This is a genomic window from Arthrobacter sp. BI5, assembly GCF_056680065.1.
In genome coordinates, this window is record NZ_CM155264.1 from 2,908,088 (window position 1) to 2,931,540 (window position 23,453).

The following is a 23,453-nucleotide window of genomic DNA, read 5'->3' on the forward strand; positions in this document are numbered from 1 at the left end:
TGTCCAACCTTGGCCGCACGGGCGGGGCATGCTCCCTCCCCGCCGGGCCCGGCCGCGGAGCATGTCCATCGTTGGCGGGCGGCATCCCGGGCGGAGATCCCCCTGCGCGGGACATGCCCTCCCCTAGCCCGCCCCGCGGGACATGCCCTCCCTGAGCCTTGAGCAATGGACATAGTGCCCCTATGTCCAACCTTGGCCGCACGGGCGGGGCATGCTCCCTCCCCGCTGGGCCCGGCCGCGGAGCATGTCCATCGTTGGCGGCGTACTCGGCACATGCCCCTTGGAGGGTGCAGGGACGGCGCATGACCAGCGATACAGACGCCGGCTAGACACCGACTCTCGCGCGGCCTCTAACGGCGGCTCCAACGCCTGGATACCCGTCCTCAGGCGGCCGCAGAAATCCGGTTCAACGCCTCTCGGACAATGGCGATGAATTCGTGCGGGCGGTATTTGAGCAGCGCGTAAGTTACGACCAGCGTGGGCACGCCAAGCCGCGTGGTGACGTTCCACCGCCGTCGGTCTTCTTCGAAACTCGCCCGGTCCATATGGAAACCGGCCCCGTCGGCCTCGATTCCAAGCCGGCCGTCCACCATGAGGTCCAGATGGCCCATTCCGGGTATGTTCACCTGCGACTCGACATGGAAGCCCGCCCGCCGGAGCAGAAACCGCGCCATGCATTCAATGGCCGACTGCGACTGCGGAACGATGGCTGCGGCGATTCGCCGTTCGCGTGCGTCGCTTCTGCCGGCCAGGCGCTGTCGGAGGGCTGACAGTGGAAGGCCCTTGAGGACGACGGCGGATTCGGCAATCACGAGGCCGTCCAGCTCCGGCAGGCAGCGCAGGCTCTGGACCACGGTGTCCAACAGGGTCGGCGGGGCCGCCATGCGATGACAGACATAACCGGGGTAGCTGCGGCTATGGGTCACCGCAACGTGCGGCTGTTCGGCCGTGCCAAGCACCCAGAGCCCGGCAAACTGGGCCGCACTGACGCAGGCGGGCTCGGCGGGCAAGGAACGGATGGCAACAAGCTGCGGATCCGCGTTGGGTGTTGAGTAGACGCCGCGGGCCACCCGGGCGACAACGCCGCTGGCAAGGGCCTCCCTAAGCTGGAAGTCTGACACCCCCGCAGCCGCGAGATGCTTGGCGCGGGCCACGCCCTCGTAGTTGGCAATTACTTCACTGACTTTGACCATGCGCCTATGGTCCGGATCCGTGCCAGGCCCGTACACCCTGAGCCTGCGCTATGTGCACAAGTGCAGGCCCAGGGTGTCCGGGATGGACATACCCATCGCTCAGGACCGGACATGTCCGGTGCCGGGCTTGAGCGGTGGACATGGTGCCAATATGTTCACGCTATGTCGCGAAGACTGAGCATGTCCCACGGGGGTTGCGAAAAATGAGCATGTCCCTCGGCGGGGGCGGGTTACGGCTGGGCCTTTCGCCCGGTGTAGCGGCGGCACCAGGCGAGCATGGCCACGGAGACCGCGGCGATGCCGAACATCCAGACGTACCCGGCGGGGTCCCCGAGGATCAGCCGCTTGCCCGGATCCAGGGTGGCCCACCAGCCGGTAAGTGCGTAGCAGCCGGCGCCGCACACCGCCGTCGGGAGCAGCGAACGGAACGCCGCCCCCAGCAGCAGCTCCACCGACGCCAGCAACAGCAGCGCGGCCACAATGCCCCAAGGGAGCTCGACGCCGCCCACCGGAAGTCGCTGCCGGTGCAGCGCGGTGCCGGCCAGGGCAACAAAAAGAGCTGCCGGCCGGGCGGCGGCAATACCGCCTGCCCTGCCGGCAGCTCTCTTAGTCACGTCTCAGCCGAAGCCCGGGGACCCGTATTAGACCTTGGCGCGGGCGCGGTTGGCCTTGGCACGCTCGTTGGTGTCCAGGATGACCTTGCGGATGCGGATCGCATCCGGGGTCACCTCGACGCACTCGTCTTCGCGGGCGAATTCGAGGGACTCTTCGAGGGTCAGGTCGCGCGGCGGCGTCAGGTTCTCGAAGGTGTCCGAGGAAGCGGCACGCATGTTGGTGAGCTTCTTTTCCTTGGTGATGTTGACGTCCATGTCGTCGGCGCGGGAGTTCTCGCCGACGATCATGCCCTCGTAGACCTCGGAGGTGGGCTTGACGAAGAAGGAGCCGCGTTCCTGCAGGTTGATCATGGCGAACGGGGTCACCACACCGGCGCGGTCGGCGATCATCGAACCGTTGGTGCGGTATTCGATCGGGCCGGCCCACGGCTCGTAGCCTTCGGAGATGGACGCTGCGATGCCGGCGCCGCGGGTGTCCGTGAGGAACTTGGTGCGGAAGCCGATCAGGCCACGGGCCGGAACGATGAACTCCATGCGGCACCAGCCGGTGCCGTGGTTGGCCATGTTGGTCATGCGGCCCTTGCGGGCGGCCATAAGCTGCGTGACGGCGCCGAGGTACTCTTCCGGCACGTCGATGGTCATGTGCTCCATCGGCTCGTGGACCTTGCCGTCGATGGTCTTGGTGACAACCTGCGGCTTGCCGACGGTCAGCTCGAAGCCTTCGCGGCGCATCTGCTCGACCAGGATGGCCAGCGCCAGTTCGCCACGGCCCTGGACTTCCCAGGCGTCCGGACGCTCGGTGGGGAGCACCTTGATGGAGACGTTACCGATCAGTTCCTTGTCCAGACGGTCCTTGACCTGGCGGGCCGTAACCTTCGCGCCCTTGACCTTGCCGGCCAGCGGCGAGGTGTTGATACCGATGGTCATGGAGATCGCGGGATCATCCACCGTGATCAGCGGCAGCGGCTGCGGGTTCTCGGCGTCGGTCAGGGTCTCACCAATGGTGATTTCCTCGATGCCGGCGACGGCGACGATCTCGCCCGGGCCCGCGGACTCGGCCGGGACGCGGTCCAGCGCCTTGGTGGCAAGCAGTTCGGTGATCTTGACGTTCTTGAGCTCGCCGTTGGCGCGCGCCCAGGCAACGGTCTGGCCCTTGCGCAGGGTGCCGTTGTAGATACGCAGCAGGGCCAGGCGGCCGAGGAACGGCGAGGCGTCGAGGTTGGTGACGTGGGCCTGCAGCACACCGTTCGGGTTGTACGTCGGGGCCGGGATGTGATCGATGATGGTCTGGAACAGCGGCTCCAGGTCCTCGTTCTCCGGGGCGGTGCCGTCGGCGGGCTGTTCGAGGGAAGCGCGGCCGACCTTGGCGGCGGCATAGACAACCGGAACGTTCAGGATCTTGTCCAGGTCCAGGTCCGGAACTTCGTCCGCGAGGTCGGAGGCCAGGCCCAGGAGCAGGTCCATCGACTCGTGCACGACTTCTTCGATCCGGGCGTCAGGGCGGTCGGTCTTGTTGACCAGCAGGATCACCGGGAGGTGCGCGGCGAGAGCCTTGCGCAGCACGAAGCGGGTCTGCGGCAGCGGACCCTCGGAGGCATCGACAAGCAGGACGACGCCGTCGACCATGGACAGGCCGCGCTCGACCTCACCGCCGAAGTCGGCGTGGCCGGGGGTGTCGATCACGTTGATGGTGATGGTCTCGCCGTGCGAGGACGGACCGTTGTAGGCCACCGTGGTGTTCTTGGCCAGGATGGTGATGCCCTTTTCGCGTTCCAGGTCACCGGAGTCCATGACGCGGTCTTCGAGGTGGTTGTGCTCGGCAAAGGAGTTGGTCTGCTTGAGCATGGCGTCGACCAGAGTGGTCTTGCCGTGGTCAACGTGGGCCACGATCGCGACGTTGCGCAGGTCACTGCGCGATGCAGTGGCTACCGCAGTGTTGGTGGTGGTTTCAGACATGCGTTATTGCTCGATTCAGTGGTGAAGTCAGCTGTTGTATCGCGACATTTCCAACCGGAACGCACGACGGACAAGGCCCTTTGACACAGGGCGCCTTCATCCATTCTAGACGCTAGGGCATTTATTGGCCTAAAATCCGGAAGCGCCCCTCCCCCGCCCTGTTACCGAATCGTGAACCCGCCGGGCCAAGATGTGACCAAAGTCACTGGCATTCCGTGCGGGGATGCCCCACTATTGCTGGAGTAACTACGAGCGCGCGGGGAGTCCCAGATGCTAAATGCCCCGATGATGGCCCGTATCATCCCGCCCGTGCTCGCCGCGGCACTCGCCCTTGGCGGGTGTGCACCGGCCCTGCAATCGGCGGCGCCGCCCAACACTTCGGACCGGGTGAAGGCTGTCCCGGCGGCCGCAGCGGCAGGTCCCGGCCAGCCTGCCGCGGCGGGGTCCGTCCGCAGGAAAACCGCCGTCGACCCGCACAGCCTGCCCGCCGGCTCGCTGTACCGGAACCCGGCCAGTGGCAGGGACGAAATCATCGTGGAGGACATCGAGCACACTGCGGTGCTGATCGGCGATTCCCAGTCCGAGCCCGAGGGGAGCTGGCCCAGGCTGGCCCTTGGGCGGCTGGGCTACGACGTCGTCTTCTGCGGCGGGGGCGGCACCGGCTTTGTGGCCAGCAACGGCGTCCGCGGCAACTACATCGACGCGCTGGAAAACGGTGACTGGCACCTGCCTTACGGCTCGCCACCGGTGGTCGTGATCGAGGGCGGCGGAAACGATGCGACCAAGGGTGCCTCGGATACCGAGATCGCGGAGAACGCCGAACGCCTGATCGATGCCGTCGAACACCGGTACCCCACGGCCGACGTCGTGATGGTCGGGACGCTCGCGCGGGGCGCGCAGGCAGGAGGCGGACGCCGGACTGAGGTGGACTCGCTGCTCGGCGCGGTCGCCAAAGAGTACGGGCTCTCCTTCGTCAGCGTGGGCGACTGGCTGACCCGTTACGGCCTCGCCGAGCATCTGGCTGATGACCGGCACCTGGACCCGGACGGCCACGAGGTGGCGGCGGTCGAGCTGGAGAAGCGATTCGAGGCCCTCGGCCTCATCTAGGGACCGGACGGCTCCCGGAGCGCACAACAAGCATCGCAAAACCAGAGCAGCGCAAGGCCCCGGACAGCAAAGCGAGCCGGCGCCCACCAACAGGTGGACGCCGGCTCGCTCGTTAAGCGGCGGTGCAGACGCTTCAGTGCCGGCGCGGCAGCCGGGTGCTAGGCCGTGGCCGCCTCGGGCGGAAGCATCAGCTTGGCACCGGGAATCGCGTTCAGCAGGGCCTTGGTGTAGTCCTGCCGCGGCGAGTCGAAGACCTCGTCGGTGGAGCCGGTTTCGACCAGTTTGCCCTTCTCCATCACGCACACGTGGTCGGCGATCTGCCGGACCACCGCGAGGTCATGGGTGATGAACAGGTAGGTCAGACCCAGTCTGGACTGCAGATCCGCGAGCAGGTTCAGCACCTGCGCCTGGACCAGCACGTCGAGTGCCGAGACGGCCTCGTCGCAGATGATCACCTCCGGGTCCAGCGCCAGGGCCCGCGCGATGGCGACGCGCTGGCGCTGGCCGCCGGAGAGCTCGTTCGGGTAGCGCTGCATGGTGGACTGCGGCAGCGCCACCTGGTCCAGCAGTTCCCGGACCTTCTTCTCGCGGCTGGCCTTGTCCCCGATCTTGTGGGTCCGCAGCGGCTCCTCGATGGTCCGGAAGATGTTGTACATCGGGTCGAGGGAACCGTAGGGGTCCTGGAAGATCGGCTGCACGCGGCGGCGGAAGGCGAAGATCTCCTTGCTGTTCAGCGTGGAGGTGTCGACGCCGTCGAACACGATTTTGCCCGAGGTGGGCTGCAGCAGGTTGAGCACCATCTGCGCCACCGTGGACTTGCCGGAACCCGACTCCCCCACGATCGCCGTCGTGGTTCCGCGCTTGACGCTGAAGGAGACGTTGTCCACCGCGGTGAAGTCGGTGGAACGGCCGAAGCCGGAGCGCAGCTTGAAGACCTTGCTCAGGTTCTCGATCTGCAGTACCTCGTCGGGCATGCTGGATGCGACGACGACGTCCTCGGCGGGTGCCAGCAGGTCGTCCGACTCGACGCCCAGTTCCTTGGCCGCCTGGATCCGCCGCGACGCCAGCGAGGGAGCCGAGGCGACCAGCCGCTGGGTGTACGGGTGCTGTGGGTTCTGCAGCAGCTCCAGGGACGGGCCGGCTTCGACGACCTGTCCCCGGTACATCACCACGACCTTGTCGGCGCGTTCGGCTGCCAGGCCCAGGTCGTGGGTGATCAGCAGGACGGCCGTGCCGAGTTCGGTGGTCATCTTGTCCAGGTGGTCCAGGATCTGGCGCTGCACGGTCACGTCCAGGGCCGACGTCGGCTCATCGGCGATGAGCAGGCGCGGCTGGCAGGACAGGCCGATGGCGATCAGGGCGCGCTGGCGCATGCCGCCGGAGAATTCGTGCGGGTACTGGCCGGCGCGTCGGGCAGCGTCCGGCAGCCCGGCTTCGGAGAGCACCTTCGCGACGTCGTCCGGCCCGCTGGGCAGTCCGTTCGCCTTGAGGGTTTCCCGCACCTGGTAGCCGATCTTCCAGACCGGATTGAGGTTGGACATCGGGTCCTGCGGCACCATGCCGATGCTGTTGCCGCGCAGCTCGATCATGCGCTTCTCCGAGGCGCGGGCAATGTCCTCGCCGTCAAAGATCACCTGGCCGGCGGCCACCCGGCCGTTGCCGGGCAGCAGGCCGATGGCGGCCAGCGCCGTCGTCGATTTGCCCGATCCGGACTCGCCGACGATGGCGACGGTCTCGCCCGGCATCACCGTGAGGTGCGCATTGCGGACCGCGTTGACCTCGCCATTGCTGGTGGTGAAGCTGATCGCCAGATCCTTGATTTCAAGGAGCGGCCGACCGGCGGGAGCACCGGCTTCGTGGATTTCGACAGAGGCGTTCATGGCGTCCCCTTTCATCGCTTGCGCGCTTTGGGATCGAGCGCATCACGCAGGGCATCGCCCAGCATGATGAAGCTCAGGACGGTGATGGACAGCGCGATGGCCGGCCAGAGCAGCGGCATCGGGTTGGACCGCAGGGACGCCTGCGCGGCCTGGATGTCGTTGCCCCACGACATGACGCTCGGCGGCAGGCCGATGCCAAGGAAGGACAGGGTGGATTCCGCGACGATGAAGGTGCCCAGCGAAATGGTGGCCACCACGATGATCGGCGCGAGCGAGTTCGGCATGACGTGGCGCATGAGCGCGCCGAACTTGGAAACACCCAGGGACCGGGCCGCCGTCACGAAGTCCGCGTTGCGGACCTCGATCACGGCGCCGCGGGTGATGCGGGCGATCTGCGGCCAGCCGAAGGTGACCAGGATCAGCACCAGCGTCCAGGCCGTGCGGTTGGCACGGAACACCGGCAGCTGCATCATCACGATGGCGCCGAGGATCAGCGGCAGCGCGAAGAAGATGTCGTTGATGCGGGCCAGGATGGCGTCCACCCAGCCGCCGTAGTAGCCGGCGAGGGCGCCCATGACGCCGCCGATCAGCAGCACGCCAAGGGTGGTGAAGAGGCCCACGGTGACCGAGGATCGCGTGCCGAAGATGACGCGGGCGTACACGTCACAGCCCTGCTGGGTGAAGCCGAGCGGGTGCCCGGCCGCCGGTCCGGCGTCGGAGTTGGCCAGCTGGCACGCCTCCGACGCCGGGTCGATTCCGGAGAAAAGCGACGGGAAAAGGGAGACGGCGACGACGACGAGGATCAGGAAGGCGGAGATCAGGAAGAGCGGCTGCCGGCGCAGGTTCTTCCAGGCCTCGCCCCAAAGGCTCAGCGGGGCCTGGTCTTCCTTGACCTTGTCGGTGGCCTGCAGCGGTGTCTCGGCGAAATCGGCGACGAAGTGTTCGACGTGCCGCTTGGCCGGCGACGCGATGCGCGTCTCGGGGGTCATGTTCTCAGGCGTCATAGCGGATCCTCGGGTCAAGCCAGGCGTACAGCAGGTCTACAAGCAGGTTGGATACGACATAGATCAGCACGAGCACCGTGACGATCGAGACGACCGTGGGGCCTTCACCCTGCGTGACGGCGCGGTAGAGCCGGTTGCCGACGCCGGGCACGTTGAAGATGCCTTCGGTGACGATGGCGCCGCCCATCAGGGCGCCGAGGTCGGCGCCGAGGAAGGTGATCACCGGGATCAGCGAGTTGCGCAGGATGTGCACGCGGACGACGCGGAACCGGGACAGCCCCTTGGCAGTCGCGGTGCGGACGTAGTCGGCGTTCATGTTTTCGATCACGCTGGTCCGGGTCAGGCGCAGGACGTAGGCGAAGGAGCCCAGGCCGAGGACGATCGCCGGCAGGATCAGATCCTGGACGGTGGCGGCCGAGCTGACCGTCGGTTTGGCCCAGCCAAGCTGGACGCCGATGGTGAACTGCAGCAGGAAGCCGAGCACGAAGATCGGGATGCCGATCACGATCAGGGAGGCGATCAGGACGGTCGCGTCGAAGAACTTGCCCTTGCGCAGGCCCGCGATGAGGCCGAAGATGATGCCGAAGACGGCTTCGAAGATCAGGGCCATGACGGCCAGCCGGGCCGTGACGGGGAAGACCTCGCCCAGCACGGCGGCGATCGGGCGTCCGGAGAAGTCCTGGCCCAGGTCAAAGGTGAAGATCCCCTTGAGGTAGAGCAGGTATTGGATCCAGAAGGGCTGGTCCAGGTGGTACTGCTCCCGGAGCCGCGCCGCGACGGCCTCGTTGACCGGCTTGTCGCCGAAGAGGGCCACGATGGGGTCCCCGGGCAGGCTGAACACCAGGAAGTAGACGAGCAGCGTGGCGCCCAGGAAGACCGGGATCAGCTGCAGGAAACGCTTGAGGATGTAAGTCGCCATCAGCGAACGACACCCCCGTCAGCAGGCATCCTGTCCAAGGATGCGGCGGAGTTGTTCATCGAAGAACCTTTTCACTAAGGGTGCAGCCGTTGCCGGTGCGGATCACGCAGGCCCGGCTGCGAAGTACACCGGCCGGAGCCGGTGCTTAGAAATTGGGTGGAAGCAAAACAACGGCGGGGGCCCCATCCTGGCTGCCCCCGCCGTCGTTCAGTTATTACTTACCGGTGATGTTGTAGTACAGCGGAACGCCGTTCCAGCCGTAGTCAACGTTGGTGACCTTGTCGCTCCAGCCACCCTGGGCGACCTGGTACCACAGCGGGATGGCCGGAAGGTCGGTCAGGAGGATTTCCTGGGCCTTGTTCATGGCCTTGTTGCCTTCGCTGACCGAGGAAGCGGCAAGACCTTCAGAGATGGCCTTGTCGAACGCCGGGTTGGCGTAGCGGGCGTCGTTGGAACCGGCGCCGGTCTTGTAGATCGGGCCGAGGAAGTTGTACAGCGACGGGTAGTCGGCCTGCCAGCCGGCGCGGATCGAACCGGTCAGCGTGCCTGCGGTGGCGTCGTTGCGGGCTTCCTTGAAGGTGGCGTACGGCTTGCCTTCAACCTTGATGCCGAGGGTGTTCTTGAGCTGGTTCACAACAGCCTCGACCCATGCCTTGTGGCCGCCCTTGTCGGCGTTGTAGGCGATGGTGAAGGTCTTGTTCGCGTCCCACTTCTGGATGGCGTCAGCCTTGGCCCAGGTGGCCTTGGCCTTCTCGGCGTCGAACTTCAGGTTCTCGGAACCCGGGATCGAGTCGCTGTAGCCGTCCAGGACGGGGGCGGTGAAGTCCTTGGCGGGCTGGCGGGCGCCGCTGAAGATGACCTTGGTGATTTCGTCGCGGTTGATGGCCATGGAGAGGGCCTGGCGGCGAAGCTTGCCGGCTTCACCGCTCCACTCCGGGAGGTATTCCGGGATCGCGATGGTCTGGTTGCCGGCGTACGGCTTGTTGATGGTGCGCTCACCCAGGTCGGACTTGAAGTTCTTCAGGGCGCTCGTGGGGATGGTCTGCAGGATGTCCAGGTTGTTGGACAGCAGGTCCTGGTACGCGGCGTCGTCGTTCTGGAAGATCTTGAACGTCACGCCTGCGTTCTTGGCCTTGCGCGGGCCGTTGTATTCCGGGTTCGGAACCAGCTGGATCTGCACGTTGTGCTGCCAGCCGCCGTCGGCCAGCTTGTACGGGCCGTTGCCGACCGGCTTCTCGCCGAAGCCCTTCGGGTCCTTCAGCGCGCCGGAGGGAACCGGCACGAAGGCGCTGTAGCCGAGGCGCAGCGGCCAGTCGGATTCCGGCTGCTTGAGCTGGACGGTGAAGGTCTGGTCGTCGACGACCTTCAGGCCGGACATGGTCTCAACCTTGGAGCCCTCGGCGCTGGCCTCGTCGTAACCCTTGATGCTTTCGAAGAAGCTGCCGCTGAGCTGGGCGTTCTTCGCGGCTGCACCGAAGTTCCAGGAATCGACGAAGGTCTTGGCCGTGATGGCCTCGCCGTTCGTGAACTTCTGGTCCTTCTTGATCTTGATGGTGAAGTTCTGGCCGTCCTTGCCCTCAATGGACTCGGCGAGTTCGTTCACGGGCTTGCCGCTGGGGTCGTAGCTGACCAGGCCGGCGAAGATCATGTCGATGACCTTGCCGCCGCCAACCTCGTTGGTGTCGGCCGGCATCAGCGGGCGCTGCGGCTCCGAGCCGTCGGCGATGATGACCTTGCTGGTGTCGCCACCGGTGCTGCCGCCGGCGGTGTTGGAACCGCCGCCGCCGCAACCGGTCAGGGCCAGAGCGGCGATCGCCACCATGCCCAGTGCTTTGGAAGTGCGCGAAAAACGCATTCCGCCTCCTAAGAGTTGTGGGAGTTCGTGCGGGAGAGACTTGTGCTTCCCGGCAGGCCCGGGCACAGGGATATCCCTGTGACGTGGCCTACATATGCAAGTAGCCTAACCGCAAGAAGTCCGAATGGTGGAACTCCGTTGCCAAACCGTGACTCGACAACTTCATGACGGCTAGCGTCAATCGAAACGTATTTCAAGTCACAGACTACTCGCTGGTAGCATACGCCTTCCGCACGGCACCGGGTTACGGTCCGTTAACCGAAACCCTCCCCCGCGGCCCCCTAGCTCGCGCCCGAAAGCAGCTGGGCGCGCAGTTCCCTCCGCTCGCGCTGCTTCTCCGGATCCGGCAGCGGAACGGCGGCCAGGAGCCGCTGCGTGTAGGGCTCCTGCGGGTTCCGGAGGATCTGGTCGCGGGTGCCCTGCTCAACGATCCGGCCCCGCTGCATCACGCAGATGCGGTCGGCCAGGACATCCACCACGGCCAGGTCGTGGGTGACGAACAGGCAGGCGAAGCCAAGCTCCTTCTGCAGGTTTTGGAAGAGTTCCAGGACCTTGGCCTGGACCGACACGTCCAGGGCCGAGGTGGGTTCGTCCGCCACCATCAGCTTCGGCTTCAGCGACAGCGCCCGGGCGATGCCGACGCGCTGCTTCTGGCCGCCGGAGAGCTCGTGCGGGTAGCGGTTGCGGTAGTCCCGCGGCAGCTCGACCTGGTCCAGCAGCGCCTCGATCCGGGCCTGGAGTTCGGCGCCCTTGGCCACCTTGGCGAGGAACATCGGTTCGCCGATGCTTTCGCCGATCGGCAGCCGCGGGTTCAGCGAGGACGACGGGTCCTGGAAGACCATACCGACGTGCCGGCGCATCTCGTGCAGCTGCCGGCCGTTCTTCTTGGCGGCGGAGATGTCCTGTCCCACGACCTTCATGGTGCCCGCGGCGACGGGCAGCAGGCCGACGGCGGCCCGGCCGATCGTCGTCTTACCGGACCCGGACTCGCCCACCAGGCCGACGACCTGGCCCGGGTAGATGGCGAGGTTGGCGCCCTCGACGGCGCGGAAGGCCGGCACCCGACCCTGCTTGGGGTACTCGATCGCGACGTCGGTGAGTTCCAGCACCGGTTCGCCCAGCGGCGTCGCCGGTCCGGCCGCGGCGGCGGCCAGCGCGGCGGCGTTTTCGCGTTCGCGCCGGAGCAGCTCCGTCCGTGGGACCGCGTCGAGCTCGGCGTGCGTTGCCGCGGCGAGGGCGGCCGTGACGTCGACGTCGTCGGTGGCCGTGCCGCCCTGCCCCAGGTGCGGGACGGCCGCGAGCAGGGCCTTGGTGTACTCGTGCTGCGGGTTGTGGAAAATCTCCTCGGCGGTGCCCGTCTCCACGATCAGCCCTCGGCGCATCACGGCGATCCGGTCCGCGAGGTCCGCGACGACGCCCATGTCATGGGTGATCAGCACAATCGCACTGTCCAGCTTGTTGCGCAGGTTGCGCATGAGGTCCAGGATTTCGGCCTGGACGGTGACGTCCAGGGCGGTGGTGGGTTCGTCCGCGATCAGCAGCTTGGGGTCGCAGGAGAGCGACTGGGCGATCATGGCGCGCTGCCGCTGCCCGCCGGAGAGCTGGTGCGGGTAGGACTTGAAGGCCTTTTCCGGGTCCGGCAGTTCCACCAGTTCGAGCATCCGCACGGCACGCTCCTTGGCCTGGTCCGGTGAGACCTCGTTGTGCAGCCGGATGGTTTCCACGATCTGCGCACCCACGGTGTAGACCGGGTTCAGGGCGGTCATGGGCTCCTGGAAGATGACCGCGACGTCCTTGCCGCGGACGTTGCGGATGTTCGCCTCGTTGCCGCCGAGCAGTTCCTTACCGGCGAGCTTCACGCTGCCGCTGACCCGGCTGTTGCTCGGCAGCAGGCCCAGGAGCGCCATCGAACTGGCGCTCTTGCCGGAGCCGGACTCCCCCACGATCGCCAGGACCTCGCCGGCGCGCACCTCGTAGTTCAGGCCGATCGCGGCGGGAACCCATTTTTTGTCCACGCCGAAGTCGACGCTGAGGTCCCGGACCTCCAGGACCATGCCACCTTTGCCGGGCGCGGGAGCCGGGGCCGGATCCAGGGTGATGAAGTCAGTCATGATGGGTTTTTCCTTCCACCCGAGCCGCCGCCGCACCGGTGATTAGTGCTGGAACTCGGAATACTGAATTATGGGGGGCATGAGCACTGTGCCCTCTGCCGGAAACGTTGAAGTCTTCAAGGCCCGGACGAATAAATGGTTCGCCTGGCTGGCCTGGACCGTGGCGGTCGTCGGCCTGGTGGTGACGGTCTCCTCGTCCGGCCCCGCGGCGCTGCCCACCACGGCGCCGTTGCTGCTGGTCGCGTTGCTGGGCTGGCAGTTCTTCTGGATGCCCGCCGTCGTGGTGCACGACGGCGGCGTCACCCTGGAGAACCCGTTCCGCACCGTGCTGGTGCCGTGGGTGGCCCTGGTGCACGTGGACACCCGCTACGCCCTCACCCTCGTGACGGCGGACAAGAGCTATGCGGCCTGGGCCGCACCGGCCCCCGGCATCTGGGGCGGACGCAATGCCCGCCCCGAGGACCTGCGCGGGCTGCCGGACACCAGCTACGGCCCCGGACAGTCGGTCCGGCCCGGCGACCTCAAGACCACCGACTCCGGCCAGGCAGCACGCCTGGTGCGGACCCGCTGGCGGGAGCTGGTGGAAAGCGGTGCCCTCGCCGCAGGCGACGCCGACGCGGCGGCTGTGACCGTCACGCCGCGCTGGGCGCCGATCGCCGGCGTCGTGCTGCTGCTCGCTGCAAGCTACTGGGCGGTGGCCGCCCAGTAGCTTGCCGCCGGCGGCGAAGGAGCTGCCGCGCATCTAGTGGTCCTTGGGTCCGTCAAGGGCGGTCACCGGCGTGGCCTCAGGGGCCCGGCCGGCCGTGTCCTGCGCTTTCTTGGCATTGAATTTCTTCTGCCGCGGATCGAACGCATCCCGCAGGCCGTCGCCGATGAAGTTGATGCTGAGGCAGATCAGCACGATGAACAGGCCCGGGAACCAGAACAGCCAGGGCCGGGTGGAGAAGGCCTGCTGGTTCTGCGAGATGAGCAGGCCCAGCGAGGTATCCGGGGCCTTGACGCCGACGCCGAGGAAGCTCAGCGCCGTCTCGGTGAGGATCGCCGCAGACATGGTCAGCGTGACGTTGACGATCAGCACGCCGACGGCGTTCGGCAGGATGTGCTTGAAGATGATCCGGGCGTTGCTCGCCCCGGAGATCCGGGCCGCGTCGACGAACTCGCGCTCTCGCAGGGACAGGAACTCGCCGCGCATCAGGCGGGCCAGGCTCACCCAGCTGATCAGCCCGAGGAAGATTCCCAGGGCCAGGACGCCGTTGGTGCTGGCGAAGGCGGAGAACCAGCTGCCCGAGTCACGCCGGCCGGCCATCTGTGCCATCACGGCGGCCAGCAGCAGCGCCGGAACGATGATGATGACGTCGGTCAGCCGCATCAGGATTGCTTCGGCCCAGCCGCGGAAGTAGCCCGAGACGGCCCCGACCACCACGCCGATCAGGCCGGCGATCAGGCCGATGACGAACATGACCGTGATGGACTGCTGCGCCCCGCGCATGGTCATGGCAAACAGGTCGCGGCCGATCCGGTCCTGCCCGAAGGGGTGCTCGCCCCAGGCCAGCGGCCAGAGCGAGGAGGTCGGCGCGCCGTCGTTGACCAGCGGTGAGACCTGCTCGTGGTTGTATTTCCACCAGCCCGGGATGCCCCAGTAACCGACGGAGGTGAACGCGAGGATGAAGATGAAGGCGAAGACCACCAGGCCGATGATGGCGCCGGAGTGGCCGAGGAAACGCTTGCGGACAATCTGGCCCTGGCTTAGTCCCTTCGCCTCGAGGACGGGCTCGATGCCGGCCGCGGGCGTGGGCTGCAGTGCGGCCTCTTCGGCCATGATTTCGTCCTGCTGGCTTGGCTGGCTCATGCTTTTACCCTTACGCGCGGATCAAGTGCGGAGTAGGCGAGGTCCGCGATGAGGTTGAACACCATGGCTGTGATGGCGACGCACAGGAAGACACCCATGACAGGGTTCGGGTCCACGTGCGAGATGCCGTCCAGGAAGAGGAAACCCATGCCACGGACGGAGAACACCGATTCGGTGATGACGGCGCCGCCGATCAACCCGCCGATGTCGAAGGCCACGATGGTGGCGATCGGGATCAGCGCGTTGCGGAAGGCGTGGCGCATCACCACGGTCCGTTCGGTCAGGCCCTTGGCCCGGGCGGTCCGGATGTAGTCCATGTTCATGATTTCCAGCATCGAGGCCCGGGTGAACCGGGTGTAGCTGGCCAGGGAGATCAGGATCAGGGCCAGGGTCGGCAGGATCAGGTGGGTGAAGGAGTCCAGGCCCAGCACCCAGAAATCGCCTTCAATGTTCGGGGTGCTCGCCCCGATGGTGGCGATGGGGCGCCCGCGGACCCGGCTGTTGTTGAAGTACGTCGGCCAGGCCTGCATAAACCGGTCCAGCAGGATCAGGAATCCCACCAGGAACGAGGTGATGGCGGCCGCGCGCATCGACTGCCCGCGGTCGTAGCCGCCCACGAGGTAGCCGATGCCCAGGCCGACCAGGACGGTGGCGACACCCAGCAGCACGATCATCAGGAAGGTGGCCTGGTCCAGCAGGGGCTCGACCACGAAGTACAGCACGACGCCGACGCCGACGCTGATCAGCGCGGACTGCAGGGCCTTGCGGTTTTTCAGGCCGGCGGTGAGCAGGGTGACGGCGAAGGCCAGGCCGACGCCGGCGATCGCGATCAGCACCGGCCCCAGGCCCGGGGTCTTGAACCATTCGGTGGCGGAGAAGTAGACCAGGATGGCGGTGACAAAGAGGAAGACGACGCCGCCCGTGAGCACCCGCCGCTTGAGCTCGCCGCCCACGGCCACCGCGATCACGGCACCGAAGACCACGCCGATGGCGATGGCAGTCGGAATCGGGATTTCGGGATTGCGCAGGAAGTTGTTGAAGCCGATGGCGCCGAATTCCTTGAGCAGGACGGCGACCCAGAAGATCGGCAGCGAGAAGAACAGGAATGCCATGAACGTCACGCCGTAGTCCAACGCGCTGTACTGGCGCAGGGCCGTGACAATGCCCAGCGTGATGCCGATCAAAATGGCCAGCACTGTGGCGCCGGTGACCAGCGTCAGGGTCTGGACCAGGGCGTGTCCCAGGGCGTCGGTGACGGGCTGGCCGACGATGTTCTTGCCCAGGTCGCAGGAGCCGGCGAAGGGGATGAGGCACTGGGCCGCACCGCCGAGCCACTTGAAGTAGCGCAGCGGCGGCGGGACGTCCAGCTGCAGGAGTTCGGTGCGGGCGTCCATCAGTTGCTGCTTGTTCGCTGCGTTGATGGCCCGGTATTCCTCAAGGGGATCCCCTGACGCCGCTGTCAGGAGATACACCAGGAAGGATGCACCGAGAAGAATGAGGGCGGCAGTCATGAGCCGCCGGACTATGTAGGTCACCATGGGGAATAGAACCTCGGTATTCGGGCCCAGGGATCGCCCGGACCGGTCGCAGAGTTAGGCCGGATTCCCCGGAAGATGCGGCCTAGCGCCGAGACATCGCCGGGGAGGGTCGCTAGAAAGGCGTCGGGACCGTAAAGCCGTGGTCCCGACGCCTTCAGCTAGCAAGTGTCACTTGCGGTTGCGGGCTACTTCTGTGCCCACTCCCAGAAGTTCCACCAGACACCGGTCTGGTTCGGCATGTACTTCACACCGGTGAGGCGGTCGCTGTATGCGTCCACGCCGACCGCCTGGAAGAGCGGCAGGCCGTAGGCCGAGGCCCAGATCTTCTTGTCGATCTGCTGGATGAGGTCATCCTGCTTGGCCTTGTCGGTGGTGACGATCAGTTCGTCCATCAGCTTGTCGGCCTCGGGATCGCTGAACTTGTTGAAGTTCGAGTCGTTTCCGGACTTGAAGATCTGCGGAACACCGGAAACGCCGACGCCCGAGTTGATCCAACCGAAGATGGTGGCGTCGTAGCTGCCGTCGCCGAGGGCCTTGCCCCAGTCAGACTTGCCGAGGCCGCCGTCGACGACCTTGAAGCCTGCCTTGCCGGCGGACTCGCGGATCAGGGAGAAGGCGTCAACACGGTTGGGGTTGTCCTTGTTGTACATGATGCGGACCGACGGCGTGGCACCGTTCAGCAGCTTCTTTGCACCTTCGATGTCAACGTCCTGGTACGCGGAGGAGCCGTTGTCCTTGACGGAGTCGGCGTATTTGGCCTGATCCGGGACGAAGAGCTGGGAATCCAGCGGGGCGGCCTTGTCGTCAAGCTTCTTGACGATCTTGTCCACGATGTCCTTGCGCGGAACCGTCTTCATGAAGGCTTCACGGACATTCTTGTCGGCGAACGGGCCGCTGTAATTCAGGTCGATGTGGTCGTAGGAGAGCTGGTTGCCCACCTCCACCGTGACGCCCTGGCTTTCGAGGGCCTTGAGCTGCTCCACCGTGTCGGCGGAAGCCTGCGGGGCGATGATGTCGGCCTCGCCGTTCTTCAGCGCCTGGACCTGGGCCGGAGCCTCACCGATGTAGCGGACGGTGATTTCGTCCAGCTTGGCCTCCGGGCCCCAGGTGTAGTCCTTGTTCTTGACCATGGTCAGGGACTGGTCCTGGTTCATCGCCTTCACGACGTAGGGGCCGTTGGAGAGGAAGAGGCTGGGATCGGCCGGCAGCGTCTTGGTGTCGAAGCCGGTGTTCCACATGTCAGCCATGGCCTTGAGCTGCTTGTTGGCGGGTTTCGGGTTCTTGGCGTCGCCGCGGGGCATTTCCTTGATCATGTCGACGAAGGCCTTGGCGTCGGCCAGGCCCGCCTTCTTGGCCAGGACGTGGGCCGGGATGTCGATGCCCGGGCCGCCGAGGGCGATTTCCCAGTCAGCGAACGGCTTCGAGTACTTGATGGTCATGGAACGGTTGTCGTCGCCGAGTTCCGGGAAATCGGTCAGCGCGATACCGGTCGGGTCACCGGCGTAGGAGAAGTAGGTGGTTCCCTTTTTGCCTTCGGCGTCTGCGTCGTTGTAGTAGCCGGAGAATGCGGCCCACTGGAGGACCAGGTCGGCTGCCGTGACGGGGGTGCCGTCGGACCACTTAACACCGTCGTTGATGGTGTACTTCACGGTGAGTGGGTTGTCTGAGACCTTTTCCATCTTGCCGAACTTTTCGTTGCGCACAACGTTCAGCTTGTTGTCGATGTAGAAGAACCCGGAGTGGGTGGCGTAGCTGACTTTCGAGTTGATGTCAGTGTTGCCGTCCGCGGTATTCGGGTTGAACGTGTTGAACGCGTTAACCTCGACGACCGTTGCCGATCCGCCTGACTTGCCTGCCGCAGCAGCAGTCGAGGGGGTTGACCCGCCGCTGTTGCCTGCACAGGCGCTCAGTGCGAGCGCCGCTGCCGCCGCGACCCCCACTGCTTTGGAAATACGACCGAAGCGCATTCCGCCTCCTTGTTTCTGTGGTGTGGATGAGACCGGCGCCGTAGGCACCCGCCAGACGTCCACACTCCCCCAGCGGCAGTGTGGCGCGTCTCACATGGCATGAAGCGTAAACCCGCGACGGGTCAGAAGGGCACGAAAGTTGACCCTCGGTATAGTTCGTTATCGAGCTGCAACAATTGGCGGGGCCGTTAAGTAAATTTTGTCGAAATTCATTGACGGATGGGACACCGCAAGATAGGGACGAAACGCATCAAAAAGGCCGGATTCATGCGAATCGGGGCTTTTCGAGTTAATCGGCCATTACCGGCCCGGCGGGGGCCCAGCGACGGCGCGTCGACCGAGGTTATAGGTTCTGACCGATTGCCAGGGTGCCGGAGTTACAGACCAGTTGAAGCCCGCCGCCGACCGGGTCGAGCCTGCAGTTCTGATCCTTTACGCGCGGCCAGCCGGCAAGCTCGGGCGCGCTGCGGCTCCACCGGTAGTGGGTGTCGTCGTGCCGAACATAGATGTCGACTGCCTCGCCGTCGAACTGGTCCTGGGTGATGAGCACCGACTGGCCGTCAGCGGCTTCAAGCCTCACATAGTCAGCAGACACGACAGCTGTGAGGACGGCGAAGAACAACAGGAGTGCAAGGTAGGGCACCGCAGCGGCCGCAGCCAGACCAGCGGTCCACGCGGCTGCAAGACTCAGCTTGCGGGGGCGGATCCTTCTGATCATTGGCGGCACCAGAAGGATCACCGCGGCAACGGCCGCTATTAGAGCCGTAGCCACGAGCCACGCGCCAATACATTCGGCTGGCACAGCGACGAAAAGGACGAGATGCGAACTGGCGGCAACCTTGGCGGCCTCCGACACTGCACTTCCGCCCCACCCGGCCAGCGCTGCCGCCGCCAGGAGCGCCGCACCCCATCCCTCGCGTCGGCTCATGGGCCCACATCCCACTTCTACACTCAGTCGGCTTCGAGGACGAAGAAGATGAAGGACAGGAACGCTGTCTTCTCGCCGCTGAGGATGCGCGGCGGAAGCAGTTCAGGCGGTGTATCCGGAGATGGCTCCGGTTCGCTCACGGCGGCTACGCGGTATCCGGCCGAGATGAAGGCGTTGATCATCGCGTGGAGTGGCCGGTGCCAGAAAGTCAGGACCGCAGGCTCGCCGTCGAACTCGTAATCCTCCGAGTACTGCCGGAGGGCGAAGTAGTCCTCGGCTGGTTGGGTGACCACGGTGACCGTGGGGTGGTTGACCGACAGGATCAGGCGACCGCCCGGCTTCAGCACGCGCCGCAGTTCGGAAAGCGGTGCCGACCAGTCTTCGAGGTAGTGCAGAACCAGGGACGAGACGACGTCGTCGAACGAGCCATCCGCGAAAGGCAGCGGTTTGCCGAGGTCTGCCACGTGCAGGTCAGCGGTTGCGCCCAGTCGCTGTCTTGCCAGGTCGAGCATCGCTGGACTGGAATCGAAGCCCGTTATGATCGCGCCTTTAGCGCTCAGCGCCGCGGACAGGGGCCCGGAGCCGCACCCGGCGTCCAGGATCCGGCGGCCGGTCACGTCGCCGGCGAGGCCGATCATTGCCGGCCGCTCGTAGTAGGCGTTGAGGAGGCTGGATTCGTTCTCCGCCGAGTAGCTCTCGGCAAAATTGTCATAATGGTCGGCTTTCACGGATCCCCGCTTTCGGAAAGACGCATACGGTCAGGACGGTCGGCCCGATCCTAACAACCCGGCCGCCTACTCGGCACCGGGGCGCCTGTCCCGCCTGCGTTACGGCTCTTCATCGTTGGCGGCAGCCTCGATCCAGTCCACAGCCTCATCGGAAAGCTGGGGACCGTCTGCAGTTTCGCCAGCCCACCAGTCGGAATCGGCCGTGCCGCCGGTGACCGCCATGATGTTGGAGAACACACGCGGCGGCAGCGACTCACCGTTGTGCAAAATGAGCCAGCCGCGTGTTTCCGCATCGACCAGGGGCCACCACTCAAAGATGTTCATCCCGCAGTGTTCCATCAACGACGTCATGCGTACAGTGCATCGTTTGCCCGTTCGACGCGGCCCGGTTCGGTGCGATCCGCCATCGACCGGGTGGTTAGGCTGGGTGGATGGCGACAGTTATCCTCGTGCGGCACGGCCGCACCACCGCGAATGCCACCGGACTGCTGGCCGGGCGGGCCTTCGGCGTCAGCCTGGACCAGATCGGGCGGGACCAGGCGGCTCTGACCGGAGACCGGCTCGCGGCCGTGCCCTTAGTTGGGGTGGTATCCAGTCCTCTCGAGCGTTGCCAACAGACTGCCCAGCTCATCCTCGATCGCCAGGCTGGCACGCCGTATGCGCCGGTCGATCCGGCTCTCACCGAGTGCGACTACGGCCAGTGGCAGGGCCGTACGCTCAGTGATCTCGCGGCCGAGGAATTGTGGCCGGTCGTGCAGTCGCAACCGTCCGCCGTCGTCTTTCCCGGCGGTGAATCGATGGCAGGGATGCAGGCCCGGTCCGTGGCAGCGATTCGACGCCACGATGCAGCCTTCGAAGCCGAGTTCGGGCCAGGGGCCGTGTGGGTGGCGGTGAGTCACGGTGACATCATCAAGTCGGTCCTCGCCGACGCGCTCGGCATGCACCTCGACCTGTTCCAGCGTATTAATGTGGGCCCCGCCTCCATATCGATCGTGCGCTACGGCGCCAGTCGGCCGAGCGTCTACGCGACCAACACCGATGCGGGTGATCTGTCGTGGCTGTCGAACGGCATCCACTCCGGCGATGCGCCGGTGGGCGGCGGTGCAGGGCAGGCGACGCCATGAACCTCATGTGCCTAAAATACTGACATGCCTACACGTGTTCACGAGTTTGCCTGGCCTGATCGGGTCGTCGTTGGCACCATTGGCCGTCCGGGGGCACGTACGTTCTATCTGCAGGTGCGCGCAGGGAAGCAGATCGTGAGTATTGCCTTGGAGAAGCAGCAGGCTGCTCTGCTCGCGGAGAAGGTCGACGAAATTCTCGACCAGCTCCTCACAGTCGAGGGCAACCCCTTCAGCGTTCCCACCGGCACTCCCATTGAACTTGTCGACAATGACCAGCTCGAGGCGGTGCAGGAGCAGTTCCGCACCGGGGCCATGAGCTTGGGCTGGGACCCCACCACGGCCCAGGTCGTCATTGAGGCCTACCCCATCACCGACGTCGACGCCGATGACAACGACCCATTGCTTGCAGAGGACGACACTGCGGAACCCGAAATGCTGCTGGTGCGAATACCGGTCGGCACCGCCCGCGCATTCGCCAAACGCACCCGTGAGATAGTGGGCGCCGGGCGTCCGACGTGCCCGCTCTGCGGTTACCCCATCGACGCCGACGGGCACATCTGCACCCTCCCCGAGGCCTGATGCCGGCGACGGACCTGGTGACCGCCGAGCTGACGCTTACCGGCCGCATCACGACTGCTTCGAACGCCACATTCCTGGGCAGCATCGGTGACCTGGCGGTCGTCTACAAGCCGATAGCAGGCGAAAAGCCGCTGTGGGATTTTCCCCACGGCACCCTGGCTCACCGGGAAGTGGCCGCGTACCTGGTCTCCCAGGTCTTCGGCTGGGACGTTGTGCCGCACACTTGGCTACGCGATGGTCCGATGGGCGAGGGAATGGTGCAGCTCTGGCAGGAGAGGGACCCCGCCCAAAGCGCCGTGGACCTGGTCGCGACGGACCGGGTGCCGGAGACGGGCTGGAAACACGTCCTCGAGGGACGAGATGAGAACGGACGAATGGTGACCCTCGTTCACGAAGACTCGCCGGCGCTCAGGCGCATGGCGGTGTTCGACATCATCGTCAACAACGCCGACCGCAAAGGCGACCATATTCTTGCCATGACGGACGGACACCGGCACGGCGTGGACCATGGGCTCACCTTTCACCCTGATCACAAGCTGCGCACGGTGCTGTGGGGATGGCTGGGAGACGCGCTGACCGCCGAGGAACGCGACGGCCTCGACCGTGTCAGCGAAGGACTGCACGGTGGGCTGGGCCGAGACCTGGCGGACTTGCTCAGCGCCGACGAAATCGCAGCGCTCGCCTCGCGCTGCGCCCGCTTGCGCCTGGCAGGGCGGTTTCCGGCTCCGCGAGGTGAGATGCCGGCGGTGCCCTGGCCGCTGTTCTAGAGAAGCGATAGTGGCCAGGGTTCGCATTCCGCCGTGTCGGCGGGCACTCAGTGCCGGGTCTCGTACCTGTTAAGAACCACACCGCCGGGAAACATCCGGGTCTCCAGCAAGCTCAGGTCCACGCGGTTGTCCAGGGCTGTGAAGAACGGCGTGCCCCCGCCCACCAGCACCGGATGGGTGACGATTGCGTACTCATCGATCAGCCCGGCCTGCATGGCCGCCGCGGCGAGTGTGGCACCGCCGATGTCCATCGAGGCGCCGCCGTCGGCCTTGAGCCTGGTGATCTCGGCGACCGCGTCGCCGGCGACCAGACGGGTATTCCAATCCACCGTGCTGATCGTCGAGGAGAACACCACCTTTGGCATGTCCCGCCAGCGGCGGGCGAACTCTTTCTGAGCCGTTGTGGCGCCAGGCTGCTGGTCGGCAGCCGGCCAGTGGGAGCTCATCGTCTCCCACAATCTGCGCCCGTACAGCGCCAGCCCGGTCGCCGCCACCCGGTCGGACCACCATTGGAACAGCTCATCGCTCGGTACACTCCAGCCGATGTCGCCGCCGGGCGCGGCGACGTAGCCGTCCAGGCTCAGGTTCATGCCGAAGGTCAATTTCCGCATGGCGCCAGTCTCCCGTGAGTCGGTATTCGTGTACAGACCAGGGAAACAGACGTCCAGCCAACTCCAGAGATGCGCCGCTGAAAGACGCCGATCGGGAGGACGAAAAGGGTGCCTCGGCCCACGTGTTCTCTGCTCCGGATCGAGCGAGGGGCCGCACTGGCGCGGGAAGCGCGAGGGCCCTGGTGGATTAGTGGGCTTCGAGGATATTTTTGAGGTTCTCCAGGTCCTTGCGCATGGCCCTGCGCATCATTGGGGCCATGAAGGTGGCGGCAAGTGCTGAGAATCCGGAGGGTTCACCTGTGTTGCGGAGGGTCATGCGGGTCGCGCCGTTCTCATCGGACCAGCTGTAGCTGGACCGCATCGGGAAAGGACCTTGACTGGTCCGCATAGTGAGCTTGCAGCCAGGGACCAGCTCGCTTATTTCGTAGACATAATCCAGATTTCGGCCCAGGAATCGCGCGGTGAAGGCAACCCGGGATCCGACCGCCAAGGGCCGCGGAGTCTGCCATTGTGCAGATCGTATGTTCACGTACCAAGCTGGCGCGTTGTCCGGGTCGGAAGCATAACTGGCCACGATGTCGCGGGGCCGTCCGATCAGTATTTCGGTCTGGACGTTCACCATGGGTGTTCCTCTGTGTATTGCTAACGGGCCGGAGATGCCGGTGGCGGACTTTTCCAACTATCGCATGACGCGCTTGCCGGCCGGGATCACCGCGGATCGTC

The 23,453-nt window shown here is 65.7% G+C and carries 21 protein-coding genes; 5 read left to right on the forward strand and 16 right to left on the reverse strand.

Annotated elements, in window-relative coordinates:
• Positions 1–383: 383 nt before the first annotated feature.
• From AC1MED_RS13345 to typA, 3 genes are all read right to left on the reverse strand, one after another.
• A complete protein-coding gene (locus tag AC1MED_RS13345) occupies positions 384–1,193 on the reverse strand; it encodes a type IV toxin-antitoxin system AbiEi family antitoxin domain-containing protein (protein WP_479783744.1) in 810 nt (269 codons plus the stop codon).
• 230 nt (positions 1,194–1,423) lie between these two features.
• Complete coding sequence (locus tag AC1MED_RS13350) at positions 1,424–1,807, reverse strand: hypothetical protein (protein ID WP_479783745.1); 384 nt, start codon at positions 1,805–1,807, stop codon at positions 1,424–1,426.
• Between the two features lie 27 nt (positions 1,808–1,834).
• A complete protein-coding gene (gene typA, locus AC1MED_RS13355; protein WP_175321302.1) occupies positions 1,835–3,763 on the reverse strand; it encodes a translational GTPase TypA in 1,929 nt (642 codons plus the stop codon).
• 285 nt (positions 3,764–4,048) lie between these two features.
• Between typA and AC1MED_RS13360 the strand changes: the two genes are divergently transcribed.
• Positions 4,049–4,870 (forward strand): SGNH/GDSL hydrolase family protein, encoded by an 822-nt coding sequence (locus tag AC1MED_RS13360; RefSeq protein WP_479783746.1) that lies wholly within the window; start codon positions 4,049–4,051, stop codon positions 4,868–4,870.
• A 158-nt stretch (positions 4,871–5,028) separates the two neighbouring features.
• Here the strand turns inward: AC1MED_RS13360 and AC1MED_RS13365 are convergent, their stop codons facing one another.
• The 5 genes from AC1MED_RS13365 to AC1MED_RS13385 all read right to left on the reverse strand — a co-directional run bounded on the left by AC1MED_RS13365 (position 5,029) and on the right by AC1MED_RS13385 (position 12,639).
• Positions 5,029–6,750 (reverse strand): dipeptide ABC transporter ATP-binding protein, encoded by a 1,722-nt coding sequence (locus AC1MED_RS13365; RefSeq protein ID WP_479783747.1) that lies wholly within the window; start codon positions 6,748–6,750, stop codon positions 5,029–5,031.
• Between the two features lie 11 nt (positions 6,751–6,761).
• A complete protein-coding gene (locus tag AC1MED_RS13370) occupies positions 6,762–7,754 on the reverse strand; it encodes an ABC transporter permease (protein ID WP_479783748.1) in 993 nt (330 codons plus the stop codon).
• The gene (locus tag AC1MED_RS13375; protein ID WP_175321298.1) at positions 7,744–8,673 is read right to left on the reverse strand and encodes an ABC transporter permease; all 930 of its coding nucleotides are present in this window, start codon (positions 8,671–8,673) and stop codon (positions 7,744–7,746) included. The genes AC1MED_RS13370 and AC1MED_RS13375 overlap by 11 nt, the downstream gene beginning before the upstream one ends.
• Before the next feature lie 214 nt (positions 8,674–8,887).
• Positions 8,888–10,528, reverse strand: coding sequence for a peptide ABC transporter substrate-binding protein (locus tag AC1MED_RS13380; protein WP_346959620.1), 1,641 nt, complete (start codon positions 10,526–10,528; stop codon positions 8,888–8,890).
• A 281-nt stretch (positions 10,529–10,809) separates the two neighbouring features.
• Positions 10,810–12,639 carry an ABC transporter ATP-binding protein gene (locus AC1MED_RS13385; protein ID WP_479783749.1) on the reverse strand — a complete coding sequence of 610 codons (1,830 nt, stop codon included), beginning with the start codon at positions 12,637–12,639 and terminating at the stop codon, positions 10,810–10,812.
• 79 nt (positions 12,640–12,718) lie between these two features.
• Here AC1MED_RS13385 and AC1MED_RS13390 point away from each other — a divergent pair, with 79 nt between their 5' ends.
• Positions 12,719–13,348: a PH domain-containing protein gene (locus tag AC1MED_RS13390; protein ID WP_479783750.1), complete on the forward strand. Its 630-nt coding sequence runs from the start codon at positions 12,719–12,721 to the stop codon at positions 13,346–13,348.
• A gap of 33 nt (positions 13,349–13,381) precedes the next feature.
• Here AC1MED_RS13390 and AC1MED_RS13395 read toward each other — a convergent pair whose 3' ends face one another.
• The 6 genes from AC1MED_RS13395 to AC1MED_RS13420 all read right to left on the reverse strand — a co-directional run bounded on the left by AC1MED_RS13395 (position 13,382) and on the right by AC1MED_RS13420 (position 20,000).
• On the reverse strand, positions 13,382–14,488 hold the full coding sequence (locus AC1MED_RS13395) for an ABC transporter permease (RefSeq protein WP_479781185.1): 1,107 nt from the start codon (positions 14,486–14,488) through the stop codon (positions 13,382–13,384).
• Positions 14,485–16,026: an ABC transporter permease gene (locus AC1MED_RS13400; protein ID WP_479783751.1), complete on the reverse strand. Its 1,542-nt coding sequence runs from the start codon at positions 16,024–16,026 to the stop codon at positions 14,485–14,487. The genes AC1MED_RS13395 and AC1MED_RS13400 overlap by 4 nt, the downstream gene beginning before the upstream one ends.
• A gap of 185 nt (positions 16,027–16,211) precedes the next feature.
• A complete protein-coding gene (locus AC1MED_RS13405; protein ID WP_479783752.1) occupies positions 16,212–17,993 on the reverse strand; it encodes an ABC transporter family substrate-binding protein in 1,782 nt (593 codons plus the stop codon).
• Positions 17,994–18,336: 343 nt separating this feature from the next.
• Entirely contained in the window at positions 18,337–18,921 is a 585-nt protein-coding gene (locus tag AC1MED_RS13410) for a hypothetical protein (protein ID WP_479783753.1), read from the reverse strand.
• Between the two features lie 23 nt (positions 18,922–18,944).
• Positions 18,945–19,649, reverse strand: a complete 705-nt coding sequence (locus AC1MED_RS13415; protein ID WP_479783754.1) for a class I SAM-dependent methyltransferase — start codon at positions 19,647–19,649, stop codon at positions 18,945–18,947.
• A 99-nt stretch (positions 19,650–19,748) separates the two neighbouring features.
• On the reverse strand, positions 19,749–20,000 hold the full coding sequence (locus AC1MED_RS13420; RefSeq protein WP_479783755.1) for a hypothetical protein: 252 nt from the start codon (positions 19,998–20,000) through the stop codon (positions 19,749–19,751).
• 80 nt (positions 20,001–20,080) lie between these two features.
• On the opposite strand from AC1MED_RS13420, the gene AC1MED_RS13425 reads away from it, so the two are divergent.
• The 3 genes from AC1MED_RS13425 to AC1MED_RS13435 are packed head-to-tail and all read left to right on the forward strand — an operon-like array spanning position 20,081 to position 22,119.
• Positions 20,081–20,773: a histidine phosphatase family protein gene (locus tag AC1MED_RS13425; RefSeq protein WP_479783756.1), complete on the forward strand. Its 693-nt coding sequence runs from the start codon at positions 20,081–20,083 to the stop codon at positions 20,771–20,773.
• Positions 20,774–20,797: 24 nt separating this feature from the next.
• Positions 20,798–21,352, forward strand: a complete 555-nt coding sequence (locus AC1MED_RS13430) for a DUF3090 domain-containing protein (RefSeq protein ID WP_479783757.1) — start codon at positions 20,798–20,800, stop codon at positions 21,350–21,352.
• Positions 21,352–22,119 carry an SCO1664 family protein gene (locus AC1MED_RS13435; RefSeq protein ID WP_479783758.1) on the forward strand — a complete coding sequence of 256 codons (768 nt, stop codon included), beginning with the start codon at positions 21,352–21,354 and terminating at the stop codon, positions 22,117–22,119. The genes AC1MED_RS13430 and AC1MED_RS13435 overlap by 1 nt, the downstream gene beginning before the upstream one ends.
• Before the next feature lie 47 nt (positions 22,120–22,166).
• Here the strand turns inward: AC1MED_RS13435 and AC1MED_RS13440 are convergent, their stop codons facing one another.
• Together AC1MED_RS13440 and AC1MED_RS13445 are read right to left on the reverse strand one after the other, a co-directional pair.
• Positions 22,167–22,730, reverse strand: coding sequence for a dihydrofolate reductase family protein (locus tag AC1MED_RS13440; RefSeq protein WP_479783759.1), 564 nt, complete (start codon positions 22,728–22,730; stop codon positions 22,167–22,169).
• 187 nt (positions 22,731–22,917) lie between these two features.
• Entirely contained in the window at positions 22,918–23,352 is a 435-nt protein-coding gene (locus tag AC1MED_RS13445) for an SRPBCC family protein (protein ID WP_479783760.1), read from the reverse strand.
• Positions 23,353–23,453: the final 101 nt, after the last annotated feature.